Raw genomic sequence first — 14,596 nt, forward strand, 5'->3', positions numbered from 1 at the left:
GATGAAGTGCGTGTGAGCTACCACGACGGCTTTACTTACGTAAAAACTAGCGGCCTAGTATCGGATGTAAATTTCAAAGATAAAATCCTCATAATCGTAAAAACTAAAATCAAATTTGAGGATATAAGCGAGATAGAAATTGTCAAAAAATAAAATCTTTTAAAATTTAGCCCCCAAGCGAGGGCTAAATTTATAAATTTTACAAAGATTGTAAAATTTTTGGTTTAGAAAATGCAGTGATCGGCTTGATCTCGCCTTTGTATTTTTCTAAATTTACAAGGATTGTGTGTCCGCAGTTACTTTGAGCGATGCTAGATGTGCCTTTGTCGCGAGTTAGGACATTGACGCAGCCGTGTTTGCAAAGGCTTTTTTCGCCTAGCACTTCAGGGTCGTACCACGCACCTTCGCAGATGGCGATGACGTGCTCTGGGATGATGTCAGTGACTAGCGCGCCAACCAAAATTTCGCCCCTGTCGTTAAATACTCTTACCACGTCGCCAGTTGCGATGCCTTTTGCTTTGGCGTCATTTACGTTTATTAGCATTGGCTCACGCGCGCATACTTCAGCGTAGTTTCTGATTATTGAGTTATTTAGCTGTGAGTGGAGGCGGTATCTTGAGTGTGGGGTTGTGACGCTAAATGGATACTTTTTAGCCTTTTCGCTGCCAAGCCACTCAAACGGCTCGATCCAAGCAACGTGCGGCGCAAAGTCTTTGTAGCCAAATTTAGCGATAGTTGGAGAGTAGAGCTCTATCTTGCCAGATGGCGTGCCTAGGCGGTTTTTGTGAGGATTTTCTCTAAAAGCACTAAGCCTTGTGTAGTATCTGCTCGCTTCGTCATCTTGCTCAAATCTAACATATCCCTCTTTCCAAAACTCATCAAAGCTTGGCATCTTGACATTTATGCCCTTAGCTTGCTCAGCTGCATCTGCGTAAAATTCTTTCGCCCAGCCAAGCTCATCTTTGCCCTCTGTAAAAACCTCTTCTCTGCCCCAGTGTTTGCAGATTTGTGAGCAGATCCAGTAGTCACTCCTGCTTTCGCCCATAGGCTCTACGACAGGCTTGTAAGCCACGATGTACTCGTTTGTAGGCACGCTTTGGTTGATGTCATTTCTCTCGACTTCAAGAGCTACTGGCAAGACGATGTCGCTTAGTTTTGCTGTGCTTGTCCAAAATGGCTCAGCTGTTATTACGGTGTCAAATTTACGCCACGCTTTTACAGCGTTATTTACGTCTTGATGCCTTGTAAACATCGATCCAGACGCCATGTAAGCCACTCTCATGTGTGGTAGCTTGATCTTTGAGCCGTCATAGTCTATCTCTTTACCAGGGTTTTGCAAAGCCTCGATCGATCTTGAAGATGGGATGGTGACGTTTTTAAATTTCTTCCAAGGAGCGCCATCTACGTTGTCGTATTTCTCGCTTATGCTAGTGCTGATGCCTTTTAGTGACGGAGCGATCTTGTCTGTAGCGCCATTTGCGTAGTAGAGGTTAAACTCAAAGCCAAGACCCTCTTTGCCTATCTGACCTAGCATCGCACTAAGTGTTACTATGCCCCAAAAGCCCATCTCGCCGTGATCTTGTCTTTGAAGCGACCTGCCTGCGATGATGACGCTTGGCTCTTTTGCAAGTGCTGTTGCAAATTTAGCGATATCATCAGCTTTTACGCCACAAATTTTACTAGCCCAGTTGATGTCTTTTACCACTTTGTCGGTTGTGCCAAGTAGGTAGTCTTTAAATTTATTAAAGCCAACTGTGTATTTTTTGATAAATTCTTCGTCATAAAGCTTGTTTTCATATAGGTAGTGGCACATGCCAAGCATCATTGCTACGTCGGTATTTGGACGAACGATGATAGCTTCAGAGTCAAGGTATCTTGTGGTGTCGTTTTTAAAGACGCAAACGCTATAAGTTTTTATGCCTGCCTCTTTTATCTTTTTGATGCCAAGATAGCCATCATGTGTTGGTGGCTGCCATGAAATTTGACCAGTTACAAGTGGGTCAGTGCCCCAAAATACAACGTTTTTAGCGTTTTTAGCGATAGCCTCCCACTTTGTCGGAGCATCATAAACGGCGCTGTTGCCTAAAACGTGAGACATGATGACAAGGCCAGCACCAGTTGAGTAGTCGCCGCTCTCTTCTACGTATCCGCCAAGCACTTTTAGCATCCTGTGACCAACGGTTCTGCCCCAGCTGATCTTGCCACTACCGCCCCACCAGTAACACTCGCCGTAGATGCTCTCAGGGCCATACTTATCAAAATTTTCTTTTAAAGCTTTTGCTGCTAGATCAAGGGCAGTCTCCCAGCTAACGCGCACAAATTCCTCTTTGCCACGAAGCTCGCTCTTTGCTGCGCCTTTTGCTTTTAGATAGCTCTTTCTAACGTATGGATAGAGCACGCGGCTCTCGTTTTGGATGAGGTCTGGCAAGCTGTTGTTCATGGTATTTGGAAATTTATCGCCCTCAAATGGATCGACGGAGACGATTTGGTTTGAGTTGGTATTTGCCCAAAATAGGCCAAATCTATTTGCGCCAAAGGTCTTGCTTTGATCAAAGATGGTCTTAGTTACACCCTCTATCTTGCTTGCCTGCGCTGCTGTGGCAGCAAGTGCAGAAAATTTTATAAAATCTCGCCTTTTCATATTTTCTCCCTTATGAAAATTTATTTTACTTTTTTGGCATTGTGTTGTAGGTATTTAAGCACTAAATTTAGATCAGTTTCATCAAGTGCAACAAATTTCGCATCGACCATACCAGATAAATTTGCTGGCCACTGAGCAGCTGTAAAGCTGTTTGGCTCATGCAGCCTGTGACATGCCGAGCAGGTCTCTTCGTAAATTTTCTTTGCCTTTGCATAAAGCTCTTTTTGGTTGCCACCAAGCGCGTCATTTGGCACTTCATAAACGCCATCAGCTTGGTACCAAACCTCGCCATAGTCATCTTCAAGGTCTTTTACTTTTTTGAAATTTGCCTCGCTCTCGTTATCAAAAGCTGCAAAAACTTCAGGGTCTTCTACGCTTCTTTGAAGCTGAGCCAAGTAGTTTGCCGACACTACACCACTAACCTTGATCTTACTCGTTTTATCGCCTTTTTCTAAGACTTCAACTGGAGTTAAAACCTCGATCTTACCGATCATCTTGCCATCAAGTGTTATGTTTGCATCTTTTGCGATCACATCAGCACCAAAGGCAAGACTACAAGCTAGCACTGGGGCTAAAAATAGCATTTTCATTTGACAATCCTTAAAAAAATAAATTAAATGAATTTTATAACCAGCATGCTTAAAATTATATTGCTATATTTAGAGAAAAGTAAGTATTTTAGGGGATTTAAAAGGTATAAAGTAAATTTAAAGTTATAAAAATAGGGCGATTGCTCGCCCAAATTTACTTTAAGGATTATTTCTTCATCTGGATAGCAGTTTGTATCATTTCATCGCTTGTTGTGATGCTTTTTGCGCTCGCTTCGTAGGCCTTTTGCGTGACTATCACCTCGCTTAGTGCTTGACCAAGATCGACGTTACTCATCTCAAGCTTATTTGCCAAAATTTGCGCCCCATAAACGGTTTCGCCAGCTTTATTTTTGTAAAAAAATGGCTCGCCAGAGTTGGCTGTGGCTTCATAGAGATTGTCACCAACCTTTGCCACGCCTTGGTCGTTTATGAAGTGATAAAGGGCTACTTTTGCCACGGGGAATGCACGAGTGTTGTCGAAATTTGCCATGATGTTTCCACGATCATCGACGCTATATTTTGATAAAAGCCCCTCAGCGTAGCCATCTCTTTTTATGTTAAAGCCTTTTCTAGCGTTTGCTGAGCTTGTCATGCCGTTATAAACGTCCGCATCGCCGTCGCCCTCGAAGTTTAAATTTACGCCGCCAACGCTCGTTAGTGTATTTGCCACAAGCCTGCCACTGCCATTAAATGTAAGCGAGCCCATTGCCGTATTTTGCACGGCTCCGCTAGCATCAGTTATCGTTGCCACCGCGTCCCAGATAGTCTGGTCGCCAGTTTGTGGGATCTGCTTGGTTAAATTTATAGTGACCAAACTTTTTGTGCCGTCTGCGTTGTAGATGTCAGAGGTTAGTTTCTCTTTGTTTGGCACTTCAACGAGCGAGGTGACTTCAGCATTTACCTCTAAATTTGCAAAGTCCATAAATTTAAGGCTCTTGTCGTTTATCTGCCAAGTGCCGTCACTCTCAAGTGTGGTCGAAAACTCGCTAAATTTACCATCGCCGTCTTTTACTTTTACGACCACGCTATCGCCAGCTTTTGCACCAAGTGATGTGGTGCTTAGCGGGATCTGTCCGTTTAGTGAGATCGTCTTATTTGTATTATCAAGCGTGTAGGCGTATTCGCTAGCCTCAAGAGCTGTCGTTTTTTTATCTGTTATGCGGCTTGAGTTTAGGTTGCCTTTTAGGCTGATGTTTGTAGTAGCCTCAGCTGGCATAAATAAAAAATGAGGCAGTGTTATGCCCTTTTGCGAGCCAGGATTGCCAAGACTCAGCTCCTCTTGCGAGACCGTGTAAGCTTGTGGGGCGCTTGAGGTTTGGCCATATTTTTTAAGAGCGCTCGCACTTGGCGTGGTTGGAGTGAAATTTGCAAGCGTGCCAAGGAGTAAATTTCCCCTAGTATCTACTAAATTTCCAGCCGCATCTATGTCAAAAGTGCCTGTTCTTGTGTAGTAGTTTTTGCCTGTTTTATCGACAACGCCAAAGAAGCCATCTCCGCCTATGGCAAGGTCAAAGTTGTTATCAGTGCTTTGAAAGCTACCATTTGACATATCAAGTGCAGTCGTTTGCTTGGTAGCTCCAAGTCCTACTTGATCGCTAGTCGGACCACTTCCTGCTGAGACTAGGTTTTGGTTTATTAAATTTTTAAACTCAGGGATTGAAGCTTTGAAACCGACATTGTTTATATTTGAGATGTTATTTGACCAAACATCCATGCCAAAGCTTTGCGTCTTGATGCCGCTAACCCCGTTGTAAAAACCTCTCATCATGGCTTTTAGCCCTCGTAATATTCAGATACTTTATCCATAGAAACGTATTCGCCAGCTACCTTCATCATAGCCTTGCCATCTACAAATTTCACCGCCTCGACTGGGTAGTTGCCTATTTGCGTTTTGTACTCTTTGCCATCTTTGCCAGTGTAAGTTGCCGAAATGGTATATGAGCCATTTGGCACTTGGTTGCCAGATGCGTCTTTGCCGTCCCAAGCTAGGTTATGAACGCCTGCATTTGTCTCGTTTAGATCAGTTGTTCTTACGACTTGACCATTTGCGTTTTTGATCTCGATTTTGCCATTTGCAAGATCTGTTTTAAAATAAAGCGCAAATTTTGCATCTTTTTTCTCATCTGTTAGTGTGACTGCATTTGAGCCAGTTGAAACCATCTTGCCAAGGGCTGAGATAGCGTAGGCATTTGCGTTTGACTTTAGCTGACTTACTAGCTCTTTCATCGCTTTGTTTGTGTTCTCTTGCATCTCAACTGATGCTAGTTGGCTAGTTTGCGTTAGCATCTTTTCAGTATCCATAGGGCTTGTTGGGTCTTGGTGCTGAAGCTCTGTCAAAAGTAGCTTCATAAATGCATCTTTGTCTAGCTGTCCATTTGGATTAGTTCCTGTGCTAGCTGCAGCGTCTTGTCTTGCTTTTGCCTTTTTCTCGGCGTTTTTTTGCTGCGTTGTTTGTGTAGTTATATCTGAAACTGAAGCCATAATCTCTCCTAAATATATCTTGGTATTACTAACTCAAGCAAGCTTTGTTCCGCTTGAGCGTTTTCGCTCTCGTCGCTTTGATTTGAGCTATATTTGTTCTTTGCTTGTTCTCTTTTTTCTTGTCTTTGGTTTTGGTCTGAGAAATTCATCTCAAGCTCGGTAAATCCCATATTCACAAGGCTGTTTTTAAACTCGGCTTGGTTTTGTAAAAAGAGGTTCATCGTAGCCGTTGTTGAGTTAAAATTTACATGCAAATTATTGCCGCGATTAACCATCGTGATCTCGACCTCGCCTAAATTTAGCGGGTTAAGCGTGATGTTAAAGCGAGTGATCGGCGCTTTGTAGTTTTGCACCTGCTCTTTTAGCGTAGAAGAGAAATTACTAAGCGTCTCTTTTATCTCCGCCTTTGTCTGAAGCTGGTGTTTAGCGCTATTTGCGATGTCTTTTACCATTTGATTTAGCTCTGATTTATTGTCGCTGCTAAATGTCTCCTCGCTTGGCTCAGCCTCGCTCATCTGCTCTCTTTCTGGAAAGAGTAGCGACTCAAGAGTTGGGGCTTTTTGCGCCTTTTGCTCGTGTAAATTTACCTTTACTTTTGGCTCTTTTGGCTGATCCTCTGGCTCAACATCTACTATCTCATCATCAAGCTTTACTTCGCTATCATCTAGTTTTTTAGGCACTTCTTTGACTAAATTTTTAACTTCATTTGTTGGATTTGCCACGACCTCTTTTAGCAAAGTATCAAGCTTTACAACCTCTTTTGGCTCATTTTTGATGATAGTTTGCTCGACCTCGTTTTTTAGCTCTTTTAGGTAAAAAGGCTTGTCCTCAGTCTTTATCGGCGTGAAAAATTCCTGCTTGCCTAAATTTTTAAACATATCGTTTAGTTTTGGCACATCTTCGTTTGAAATTTCTATATTTTCAAGGCCAAGGTCAAATTTCTTAGCAAGGTCGATAAGATCGCTAACGCTTTTAACGTTGCTAAGCTCTTCGACGTTTTGGGGCACACTTAAGAAATTTGCTATTTTGTCGCTGAAATTTGGAAATTTACTTACCTTTTCATTGCCATTTAGGATCTCTAAAACTTGCAAAAGCTGCATGAAATTTGCATTTTCATAAAGCTCATTTTTTGTATCTTCGTCCAAATTTTCTTCAAGTGCAGCTGAAATTTTTGCCACACTTTCGTTTTGCGCCTTCTCTATCGTCTCTTTTTGGATATCAACAGTTTTTACTATCTCTTTGACATCCTTTTCGGTGATCTTTTGACCGCTATTTGCCTTGCTCGCAGCCGCATCCAAAACCATCGACAAAAACTCGCCGTTGTTTTGAGACTTCTTCGCAGCCGCAGGCTTTTTAGTAGCCGCAGGAGCTAGCAAATCTACGTTGTTTTTCGCTGTGTAAGCTTGCATTTAATCCCTTTAAATTTAAAAACTTAACGCTTACATGCAAAATCTATTCCAAAAATTAATTTCTTGATATCAGCTTAAAATTTATAAAAATTTGGCTATAATCTGCCCCTATTTTAAAACTGATAAAGCGAAAAATATCAAACTAATAAACGGAGAAAAATTTGGAAAAGATACGAAATATAGCCGTCATCGCGCACGTCGACCACGGTAAAACAACAATGGTTGATGAGCTTTTGAAGCAGTCAGGAACATTTAACGAGCATCAAAACCTTGGCGAGCGCGTAATGGATAGCAACGATATCGAAAGAGAGCGTGGCATCACGATCCTTTCTAAAAACACCGCCATTCGCTACAAAGATACAAAGATCAACATCATCGATACCCCGGGCCACGCCGACTTTGGTGGCGAGGTTGAGCGTGTTCTTAAGATGGTTGATGGCGTTTTACTACTTGTTGATGCGCAAGAAGGTGTTATGCCACAAACTAAATTCGTCGTCAAAAAGGCGCTATCTCTTGGACTTCGCCCAATCGTCGTCGTAAATAAGATAGATAAGCCAGCAGGCGATCCAGACCGCGTTATAAATGAAATTTTTGACCTTTTTGTCGCGCTTGACGCAAATGACGAGCAGCTAGAATTTCCAGTCGTTTATGCAGCTGCTAAAAATGGCTACGCAAAGCTAAAACTAAGTGATGAAAACAAAGATATGCAGCCACTTTTTGAGACTATCTTAGCTCACGTACCAGCTCCAAGCGGCAGCGACGAGAACCCACTTCAGCTTCAAGTTTTCACGCTTGATTATGACAACTACGTCGGCAAGATCGGCATTGCGAGGATTTTTAACGGCAAGATAGCTAAAAATCAAAACGTCATGCTTGCAAAGGCTGATGGCACAAAGACAACTGGTAGAATTTCAAAGCTTATCGGCTTTATGGGACTTGATAGGATCGATATAAACGAGGCTGGCACTGGCGACATCGTAGCGATCGCTGGCTTTGACGCGCTTGACGTTGGCGATAGCGTCGTTGATCCAAACAACCCACATCCGCTTGATCCGCTCCATATCGAAGAGCCAACACTTAGCGTTGTATTTTCTGTAAATGACGGCCCACTAGCAGGCACTGAGGGCAAACACGTCACATCAAACAAGATCGATGAGCGCCTTGCAAACGAGATGAAGACAAATATCGCGATGAAATATGAAAACATCGGCGAGGGCAAATTTAAAGTGAGCGGCCGTGGCGAGCTTCAGATCACCATCTTGGCTGAAAATATGCGCCGCGAGGGCTATGAGTTTTTGCTCGGCAGACCTGAGGTCATTGTAAAAGAGATAAACGGCGTAAAATGCGAGCCATACGAGCTTTTAGTGATCGACGCGCCTGATGATACGACAGGCACAGTCATCGAAAAACTAGGCAAAAGAAAAGCTGAAATGGTCTCTATGAACCCAACAGGCGACGGTCAAACAAGGATCGAATTTGAGATCCCAGCGCGTGGTCTTATCGGCTTTAGGAGCCAGTTTTTGACTGATACAAAAGGCGAGGGCGTTATGAACCACAGCTTTTTGGAGTTTAGACCACTAAGCGGCACTGTCGAGCACAGAACAAACGGCGCGCTAGTTTCTATGGAAAATGGCGTAACGCTTGCTTATTCGCTATTTAACTTACAAGATCGTGGCGTGCTATTTCTTGATCCGCAAGCAAAGGTCTATGTGGGCATGATCATCGGCGAGCACAGCCGTCCAAACGACCTTGATGTAAATCCTATCAAAGGCAAAAACCTAACAAACGTGCGTGCAAGTGGCAGTGACGATGCGATCAAGCTTGTGCCGCCTAGAAAGCTAAGCCTTGAGCGCGCGCTAGAGTGGATAGAAGATGACGAGCTAGTCGAGGTTACGCCTATAAATATCCGCGTTCGTAAGCGCTATTTAGACCCAACAGAGCGCAAAAGAAAAGCAAAACTATAATCCAAATTTGCTAGTAAAATCCCTTTGGTGCCAGCCAAAGGGGCTAGCAAGTGAAATTTAATCCCCAAAACCAAATTTAATAATCTAGTTTGTAAATTTATCTGCTTGTGTCAAATGGTGCGGCTAAATTTAGTCAAATTTAGGGCTTGACTGCTGTAAATTTATAAAGGCTATTTTTTGTTTTTTTGGGTTCTGGCGCTTCAAATTTGTAAATTTACGCTCGAGAAGTAAATTTATATGATCTGATGTCGTCACGAGAAATTTATAGAGTAGTTTGCGTTTTGCAAAGACTATTTTTGCACGTGAAAACGCAACTAGCTGTGGTGATTGAATTTGCTTTTTTGAATTTGCAAAAGGGATAAATTTAGGTTTTTAAAGCTATTAAATTTACTTATTTGACTATCTCTGCATCTAAATTTTTGTAGTGGCTAAAATTTTAAATTTGTGGCTTGACTGATTTTTCTTGTGTGGTTGTAGTGGCGGTAGCGTCGAATGGCTAGCGATTGATCAAAAAGAGAATGTAGCAGTTGGCAGAATTTAAATTTCTATGAGGCGGATTTGGAGAGAGCTTTATGGTGAAAAAACAGACTAAATTTAATGAAATTTAGTCCTTTCTTGCTCTAAATTTGTAAATTTATGCGAGTTAGCAGAGCCTGAATGACTTAAATTTGGTCTTAGTGGGCAACTTTATATAATGGCGCAAATTTATATCAGCCAGTGCTTGGCTAAAGCATCTGGCAGACTTTAAATTTCAAAATATAGTCTGGAGCGAGGTTTATAGCAAGTGAAGGGCTAAATTTGGTTTGACTATTTGTAAATTTATCTAATTAGTAGATTAAATTTAGACCTTGTCTAAAAACTAGCTTTAAAACCACTCTTGTAAGCTGTGAAATTTGGCAAGTTTATCACTTTAAGCTACAAGAAAACTGCCTAAATTTATAAAAAATGCAGGGCGTAAATTTAACTAACGGATCTTTTTTAGTTTTGACTTTGAAATTTTATAAATTTTTGATGGTGTATCTTCAAAAAAGTGCTCATCAACAACTTCATCAGCCACGCTTCTAGCCCAAGCTTCATCAAATTTCATACCATTTTTGTTTGCGCTACTTGAGTAAAGCCAGTCAAATTTGGTTAAAAATTTCTCATGTTCGCACTCTTTTACGACCCTTATCGCCTTTAAATTCGGATATAAAAATGTCGTCTTTCTCGAGCGACGGATGAAATTTTTATACTTTTTTGGCGCTCTTGCAAGCTCACGTAAAACGCTAAATTTAGCCGTCGTAATGAGGCAAGGTTTGCCCTCACTTCGCATTTTGGCGTGGTTTATCTCCTTGTAGTCTTTGCTTAAAAAGCCAGCTGTCGTGTCAGTTTGCGCTAGGTATATCATCTCTCTTCTTTGAAAGTAAAAATATGCATGATATGATGAGAGCAAAGCCTAAAAAGTCCCAAAAGACGAACTTTGTCCCAAGCCAAAAGTAGCCAAAAAAGGCCGCGCTTAGTGGCTCTATGCAGGCTATCATGCTAGCTTTCGAGGCGCCTATGAGCTTAACTCCAGTCATATAAAAGCTAAATGCAAATATCGTGCCAAGCGTGATGACGGCGAAAAATGCCAGCCACTGCGCCGTGCCACTAAGCCCCGCAAACTCCCACACTCTCATATAAAGGCAAAGCACCACGCCACCGATCACCATGCCCCAGCCAAGCGTGAGCGTGACTGAGTATTTGGCATTTAGCCTTGCGGGAGCAAGGTTATAAACGCAGACGCAAACAGCACTTACTAAGCACCAAAATAGCGCTTTTGGCGAGATGGCAAGGGCTGAAATTTGCGCATGAGTAGCAAGAAAAAAGACCCCAAGCATCGCACAAAGTAGTGCCAAAATTTCAAGCGATCTTGGTGCTCGCCTCTCTTTTAGACAGATGATGGCTAGGATGAGAACTGGGGCGGTGTATTGAATAACAGTCGCAACTGCGGCGTTTGAGAGTTCGATCGAGTAAAAATAAGCATACTGCGTCATCATGAGCCCAAGTATGGCATATATAAGAAGCTCTGCTAGTAGTTTTACGTCAGTAAGTGGTGCAAAAACGGCCTTTGGAGCCTTAAAAGCGTAGTAAAGCACGATAAAAGCACCAGCCAGCAAGAGCCTATAAGGTACTAAAAAATCAGCGCTTATGCCCTGAGAGAAGAGATACTGGCCGCAAACTCCGCTAAACCCCCAAAGTACGCCACCAACTAGCGTAAGAAGTACTCCAAGTTGATGGCTGGACATTAAATTTATCTATCTTTATGAAGCTGGGCGTCTTTGCCGTAGTGTGGCGAGTACGGCCCATAAAGTATGCAATCATGGCAGTTTCTTGAAAAGAGATAGGCATCAGCCCTTACTGCTAGGTCGTATGATCTATCTGAGATGGTGTTTGCCACCTGCGTGATGACAGCTGAGACTAGCATGCCAAGCAGGCTGTTTTGCCCGCTCCCGCTATCCTCTGCGGCTTCTGCCTCGCCCTGCCAGAGTGTCGCACCACTTTTTATATCGACTAGCTTTGCTTCAAGGACGACCTTTGTCGAGCTAGAGACGATGACATAACTTGTGCCGTAGTCTTTTATGTTTATGTAAAGCACGCTATCGGCGTGAAAAATTTTATCAAGCTTATTTAGTGGCACGGCTGCTATCTCGCCTGGCTCAGTGATGCCATTTTGCTTAAATGTCTCATTTACAAGAGCTACTGGAAATACATAGTATCCAGCCTCGCTAAGTGGGGCTACTGCGTTAGCTAGAACGGCCGCTGAGCCAGCAACCTCGGTGCTATCGTTTGTTGGCATGAGCACTAGGATGGAGCGTGGCTTTTTTTGTAAAAAGGCTGAGTAGTCGTATGGCTCAGGCTCTTTGAAAGAACAACCCGCAAAGAATATCGCAAGAAGTGCCATAGCTATAAATTTCAGGCTATTTTTCATCTTTCACTCCCTCTTTTTTGCTCTGCTTTTTAGGGGTTAAATTTTTAGAGCCTTTGATGAAATTTATAAATTCTCTTGACTCTGGGAAATTCTCTACTTCTTTGTCAAAATTTGCATTTGCAGCGCCTAAATTCCCATTATTTAAGTATAAAAGTCCAAGGTGCGCATAAAGCCCTGGCGCAACCTTGTAGCCCCTTTGGGTTGAGGTTTGCGCCAAATTTTCTAAGCGTGAAATTTGCTCGGTTGCGTCGCCATCTTCGTTTAGATAGCTATATAGCGAGCTGCTATATGTGCCGTCCCAGTAGTAAAGCGACCTTGGACCACCTGCATTGCCACATCCAGCTAGCAATATCGCGAAAAGTGCAAGGCTGGCAAGCCCTATTTTACTTGCCATGCTCCGCTCTCTATGCCATTTACTAGGTTATTTACCGCTTCAACTATCGCTAGGCTTAGCACCTTGCCATTTAGCGTAGAGTCGTATCCTGCGGTGCCGCCAAAGCCGATGATCTCTCTGTTTGAAAGGGTGTATTCGCCAGCGCCACTAACTGAATATACAACTTCAGCCGTTTTTGTATCAACAACGTTTAAATTTACCTTTGAGTAGGCAGTTTGCTTCTTGCCTCTGCCAAGTATGCCAAATAGCTCGTGATCGCCTGTTGTTTTGCGGCCAAATTCGGTCACATCGCCAGTTATCACATATCTTGAGCCTTTTAAATTTTGAGCCTCTTTGCTTAGCTCGCTCTCTTGTTTGATGACTGACATATTTGATCTATCAAGCACTGAAAATCTACCGCTTTGCTGTAAATTTGTGATCAAGATGCTTTGAGCTTGGTTGCCAAGTCTATCTTCGTTATCACTAAAAACGCCACTATTGTAGTTTGATTGGTTATTAAAGCGACCAATAGAAACTGAGACTTTTTTGCCGTTATAAACTGAACCGTAGCTTGCTACTTTTGGAGTTTCTACCACTCTTGAGCTCTCGCTCGCACATCCAGCAAAAAGCGCTGCGATCACTAGAGCTGCACTAAATTTTAAAACATTTTTCATCTTTATCCTTTGTGATAAAATCGTGTGTATATTACTACTTTTTTTTAAATGGCTCGAAATTTCATCCACGTGCCATTTGCGTACCTGCGCACAAAGAGTACCGCCTTTACTACCCAGTCGGCAAACATCGCAAACCAAGTGCCTATCATGCCAAGATCAAACGTAAGCGCAAAGATATAAGCTAGCACGATCCTGCAGGCAAACATGCAGGCTAAATTTACTATCATTGGATATTTTGCGTCCCCAGCAGCTCGAAAAACGGTCGGATAGGTGTAGGCAAGCGGCCAGATAAGGCACATCGCGATGCCGTGATACCAGACGATCTGCCTTGTTAAATTTATGGCCTCGCTTGAGAGATTATAAACGTGAAGTAGCGGCTCAAGAAGCAGTAAAACTACAGCCGTGCTAAAAAGCTGCACGATGTAGATGCTTAGCATTGATTTTCTCACGTAAAATTTAGCTTGATTAAAGTCATTTGCGCCGATGCATCTAGCCACGACGACGCTTAGACCTGTGCCTATCGCCATGCCAGGGAGCACCTGAAACATCACGATCGTCCCGCCCACGGCATTTGCAGCGATGCTTGCCGTGCCAAAGAGCGAAACAAGGCTCAAAACGATGATACGACCCACGTAAAACATAGAGTTTTCAAAGCCATAAGGCACGCCGATATTTAAAATTTTCTTGATGATCTCGTAGTCAAATTTATAGATAAAGCTCTTTCTTATGTGAAGTTTTAGCTTTATATCAAGTAGTAGATAGACGATGACAAAGCAAGCGATCGCTCTTGCTATGAGCGTGCTAATGGCGATACCAAGCACTCCTGTGTGAAATGTGTAGATGCTAATGGCAGTTAGCAGCACATTTAGTAAATTTGCAGCCGCCATGATATACATAGGTAGCTTTGCGTTTGACATCGTGCGAAAGATTGCCGCAGCTGCTGCATAGACGGCTAAAAATGGCGCTGAAATGGCTGAGAAAACGAGATAGTGGCTAGCATCGCTCCTCACTTGCTCGCCGATATCGCCAAAGACTTTATCTAAGATGAGGTCTTTTAAAAGGATGATGGCAATGGCTATAAAGATGGCGAAAATTAGGCTAAACCAAACTAGCTGATCGGCGGTATTTCTGGCGTTGCCGCTTTGTTTGCTACCTAGATACTGGCTAGCGACCACCGAGCCACCAGTGGCTATGGCGGTAAATATGCTAATAAATAGCGCCATGACAAACTCCACAAGGCTTACCGCACTCACCGCACTTTCGCTAACGCTTGCTGCCATTAGCGAGTTTGCAAGCCCTAAGCTATACTCCAAAAACTGCTCTACGGCGATAGGGAAAAATAGCCTTGTAAGGTCGGCATTTGAGAAAAATCTCTGCTCGTTTGTCAAATTTTTCAAATTTCATCCCCTTTGTAAAGTGTGGGTAAATTATAAATTTTAAAAGGTGAAAAGGCTATAAATTTTTGGGTCTTATTTATTGACAAATTTGTCTTAAAGTGAGTAAAATCACGGCAG

12 protein-coding genes are annotated in these 14,596 nt (G+C 42.8%); 1 reads left to right on the forward strand and 11 read right to left on the reverse strand.

Translation table 11 applies throughout. The features are described from left to right. Positions 1-199 precede the first annotated feature (199 nt). The 5 genes from CYP26_RS07635 to CYP26_RS07655 form a co-directional block, all read right to left on the reverse strand. The gene (locus CYP26_RS07635) at positions 200-2,641 is read right to left on the reverse strand and encodes a molybdopterin-dependent oxidoreductase (RefSeq protein WP_103630971.1); all 2,442 of its coding nucleotides are present in this window, start codon (positions 2,639-2,641) and stop codon (positions 200-202) included. 20 nt (positions 2,642-2,661) lie between these two features. After that, positions 2,662-3,231, reverse strand: coding sequence for a hypothetical protein (locus tag CYP26_RS07640; protein ID WP_103630972.1), 570 nt, complete (start codon positions 3,229-3,231; stop codon positions 2,662-2,664). A 166-nt stretch (positions 3,232-3,397) separates the two neighbouring features. Beyond that, complete coding sequence (locus tag CYP26_RS07645) at positions 3,398-4,999, reverse strand: flagellar hook-basal body complex protein (RefSeq protein WP_103630973.1); 1,602 nt, start codon at positions 4,997-4,999, stop codon at positions 3,398-3,400. Between the two features lie 5 nt (positions 5,000-5,004). Next, positions 5,005-5,712: a flagellar basal body rod modification protein gene (locus CYP26_RS07650; protein WP_103630974.1), complete on the reverse strand. Its 708-nt coding sequence runs from the start codon at positions 5,710-5,712 to the stop codon at positions 5,005-5,007. Positions 5,713-5,720: 8 nt separating this feature from the next. Further along, the gene (locus CYP26_RS07655) at positions 5,721-7,121 is read right to left on the reverse strand and encodes a flagellar hook-length control protein FliK (protein WP_103630975.1); all 1,401 of its coding nucleotides are present in this window, start codon (positions 7,119-7,121) and stop codon (positions 5,721-5,723) included. Positions 7,122-7,282: 161 nt separating this feature from the next. Here CYP26_RS07655 and typA point away from each other — a divergent pair, with 161 nt between their 5' ends. Further along, positions 7,283-9,085 carry a translational GTPase TypA gene (typA, locus tag CYP26_RS07660; protein WP_004317297.1) on the forward strand — a complete coding sequence of 601 codons (1,803 nt, stop codon included), beginning with the start codon at positions 7,283-7,285 and terminating at the stop codon, positions 9,083-9,085. Between the two features lie 964 nt (positions 9,086-10,049). Here the strand turns inward: typA and CYP26_RS07665 are convergent. Genes CYP26_RS07665 through CYP26_RS07690 form a run of 6 tightly spaced genes read right to left on the reverse strand, consistent with a single transcriptional unit; the run spans position 10,050 to position 14,479 of the window. Then, positions 10,050-10,472, reverse strand: coding sequence for a Sua5 YciO YrdC YwlC family protein (locus tag CYP26_RS07665; RefSeq protein ID WP_103630976.1), 423 nt, complete (start codon positions 10,470-10,472; stop codon positions 10,050-10,052). Further along, positions 10,450-11,352, reverse strand: coding sequence for a DMT family transporter (locus CYP26_RS07670; RefSeq protein WP_103630977.1), 903 nt, complete (start codon positions 11,350-11,352; stop codon positions 10,450-10,452). Before CYP26_RS07670 ends, CYP26_RS07665 begins: the two co-directional genes overlap by 23 nt. A 5-nt stretch (positions 11,353-11,357) precedes the next feature. Beyond that, complete coding sequence (locus CYP26_RS07675) at positions 11,358-12,035, reverse strand: DUF799 domain-containing protein (protein WP_103630978.1); 678 nt, start codon at positions 12,033-12,035, stop codon at positions 11,358-11,360. Further along, positions 12,025-12,429: a DUF4810 domain-containing protein gene (locus tag CYP26_RS07680; protein WP_103630979.1), complete on the reverse strand. Its 405-nt coding sequence runs from the start codon at positions 12,427-12,429 to the stop codon at positions 12,025-12,027. The genes CYP26_RS07675 and CYP26_RS07680 overlap by 11 nt, the downstream gene beginning before the upstream one ends. Beyond that, positions 12,414-13,082, reverse strand: coding sequence for a CsgG/HfaB family protein (locus CYP26_RS07685; protein WP_103630980.1), 669 nt, complete (start codon positions 13,080-13,082; stop codon positions 12,414-12,416). The genes CYP26_RS07680 and CYP26_RS07685 overlap by 16 nt, the downstream gene beginning before the upstream one ends. 44 nt (positions 13,083-13,126) lie before the next feature. Further along, entirely contained in the window at positions 13,127-14,479 is a 1,353-nt protein-coding gene (locus tag CYP26_RS07690) for an MATE family efflux transporter (RefSeq protein ID WP_103630981.1), read from the reverse strand. Positions 14,480-14,596 lie beyond the last annotated feature (117 nt).

Origin of the sequence: Campylobacter concisus, from assembly GCF_002913225.1 — a bacterium.
GTDB classification, from domain to species: domain Bacteria; phylum Campylobacterota; class Campylobacteria; order Campylobacterales; family Campylobacteraceae; genus Campylobacter_A; species Campylobacter_A concisus_J.

What these genes read in the sequence shown, in the direction of transcription:
- CYP26_RS07670 (WP_103630977.1), bottom strand. Translation starts at nt 11,352, where the DNA reads ATGTCCAGCCATCAACTTGGAGTACTTCTTACGCTAGTTGGTGGCGTA.
- CYP26_RS07675 (WP_103630978.1), bottom strand. Translation starts at nt 12,035, where the DNA reads ATGAAAAATAGCCTGAAATTTATAGCTATGGCACTTCTTGCGATATTC.
- CYP26_RS07645 (WP_103630973.1), bottom strand. Translation starts at nt 4,999, where the DNA reads ATGATGAGAGGTTTTTACAACGGGGTTAGCGGCATCAAGACGCAAAGC.
- CYP26_RS07680 (WP_103630979.1), bottom strand. Translation starts at nt 12,429, where the DNA reads ATGGCAAGTAAAATAGGGCTTGCCAGCCTTGCACTTTTCGCGATATTG.
- CYP26_RS07650 (WP_103630974.1), bottom strand. Translation starts at nt 5,712, where the DNA reads ATGGCTTCAGTTTCAGATATAACTACACAAACAACGCAGCAAAAAAAC.
- CYP26_RS07655 (WP_103630975.1), bottom strand. Translation starts at nt 7,121, where the DNA reads ATGCAAGCTTACACAGCGAAAAACAACGTAGATTTGCTAGCTCCTGCG.
- CYP26_RS07640 (WP_103630972.1), bottom strand. Translation starts at nt 3,231, where the DNA reads ATGAAAATGCTATTTTTAGCCCCAGTGCTAGCTTGTAGTCTTGCCTTT.
- CYP26_RS07635 (WP_103630971.1), bottom strand. Translation starts at nt 2,641, where the DNA reads ATGAAAAGGCGAGATTTTATAAAATTTTCTGCACTTGCTGCCACAGCA.
- CYP26_RS07685 (WP_103630980.1), bottom strand. Translation starts at nt 13,082, where the DNA reads ATGAAAAATGTTTTAAAATTTAGTGCAGCTCTAGTGATCGCAGCGCTT.
- CYP26_RS07665 (WP_103630976.1), bottom strand. Translation starts at nt 10,472, where the DNA reads ATGATATACCTAGCGCAAACTGACACGACAGCTGGCTTTTTAAGCAAA.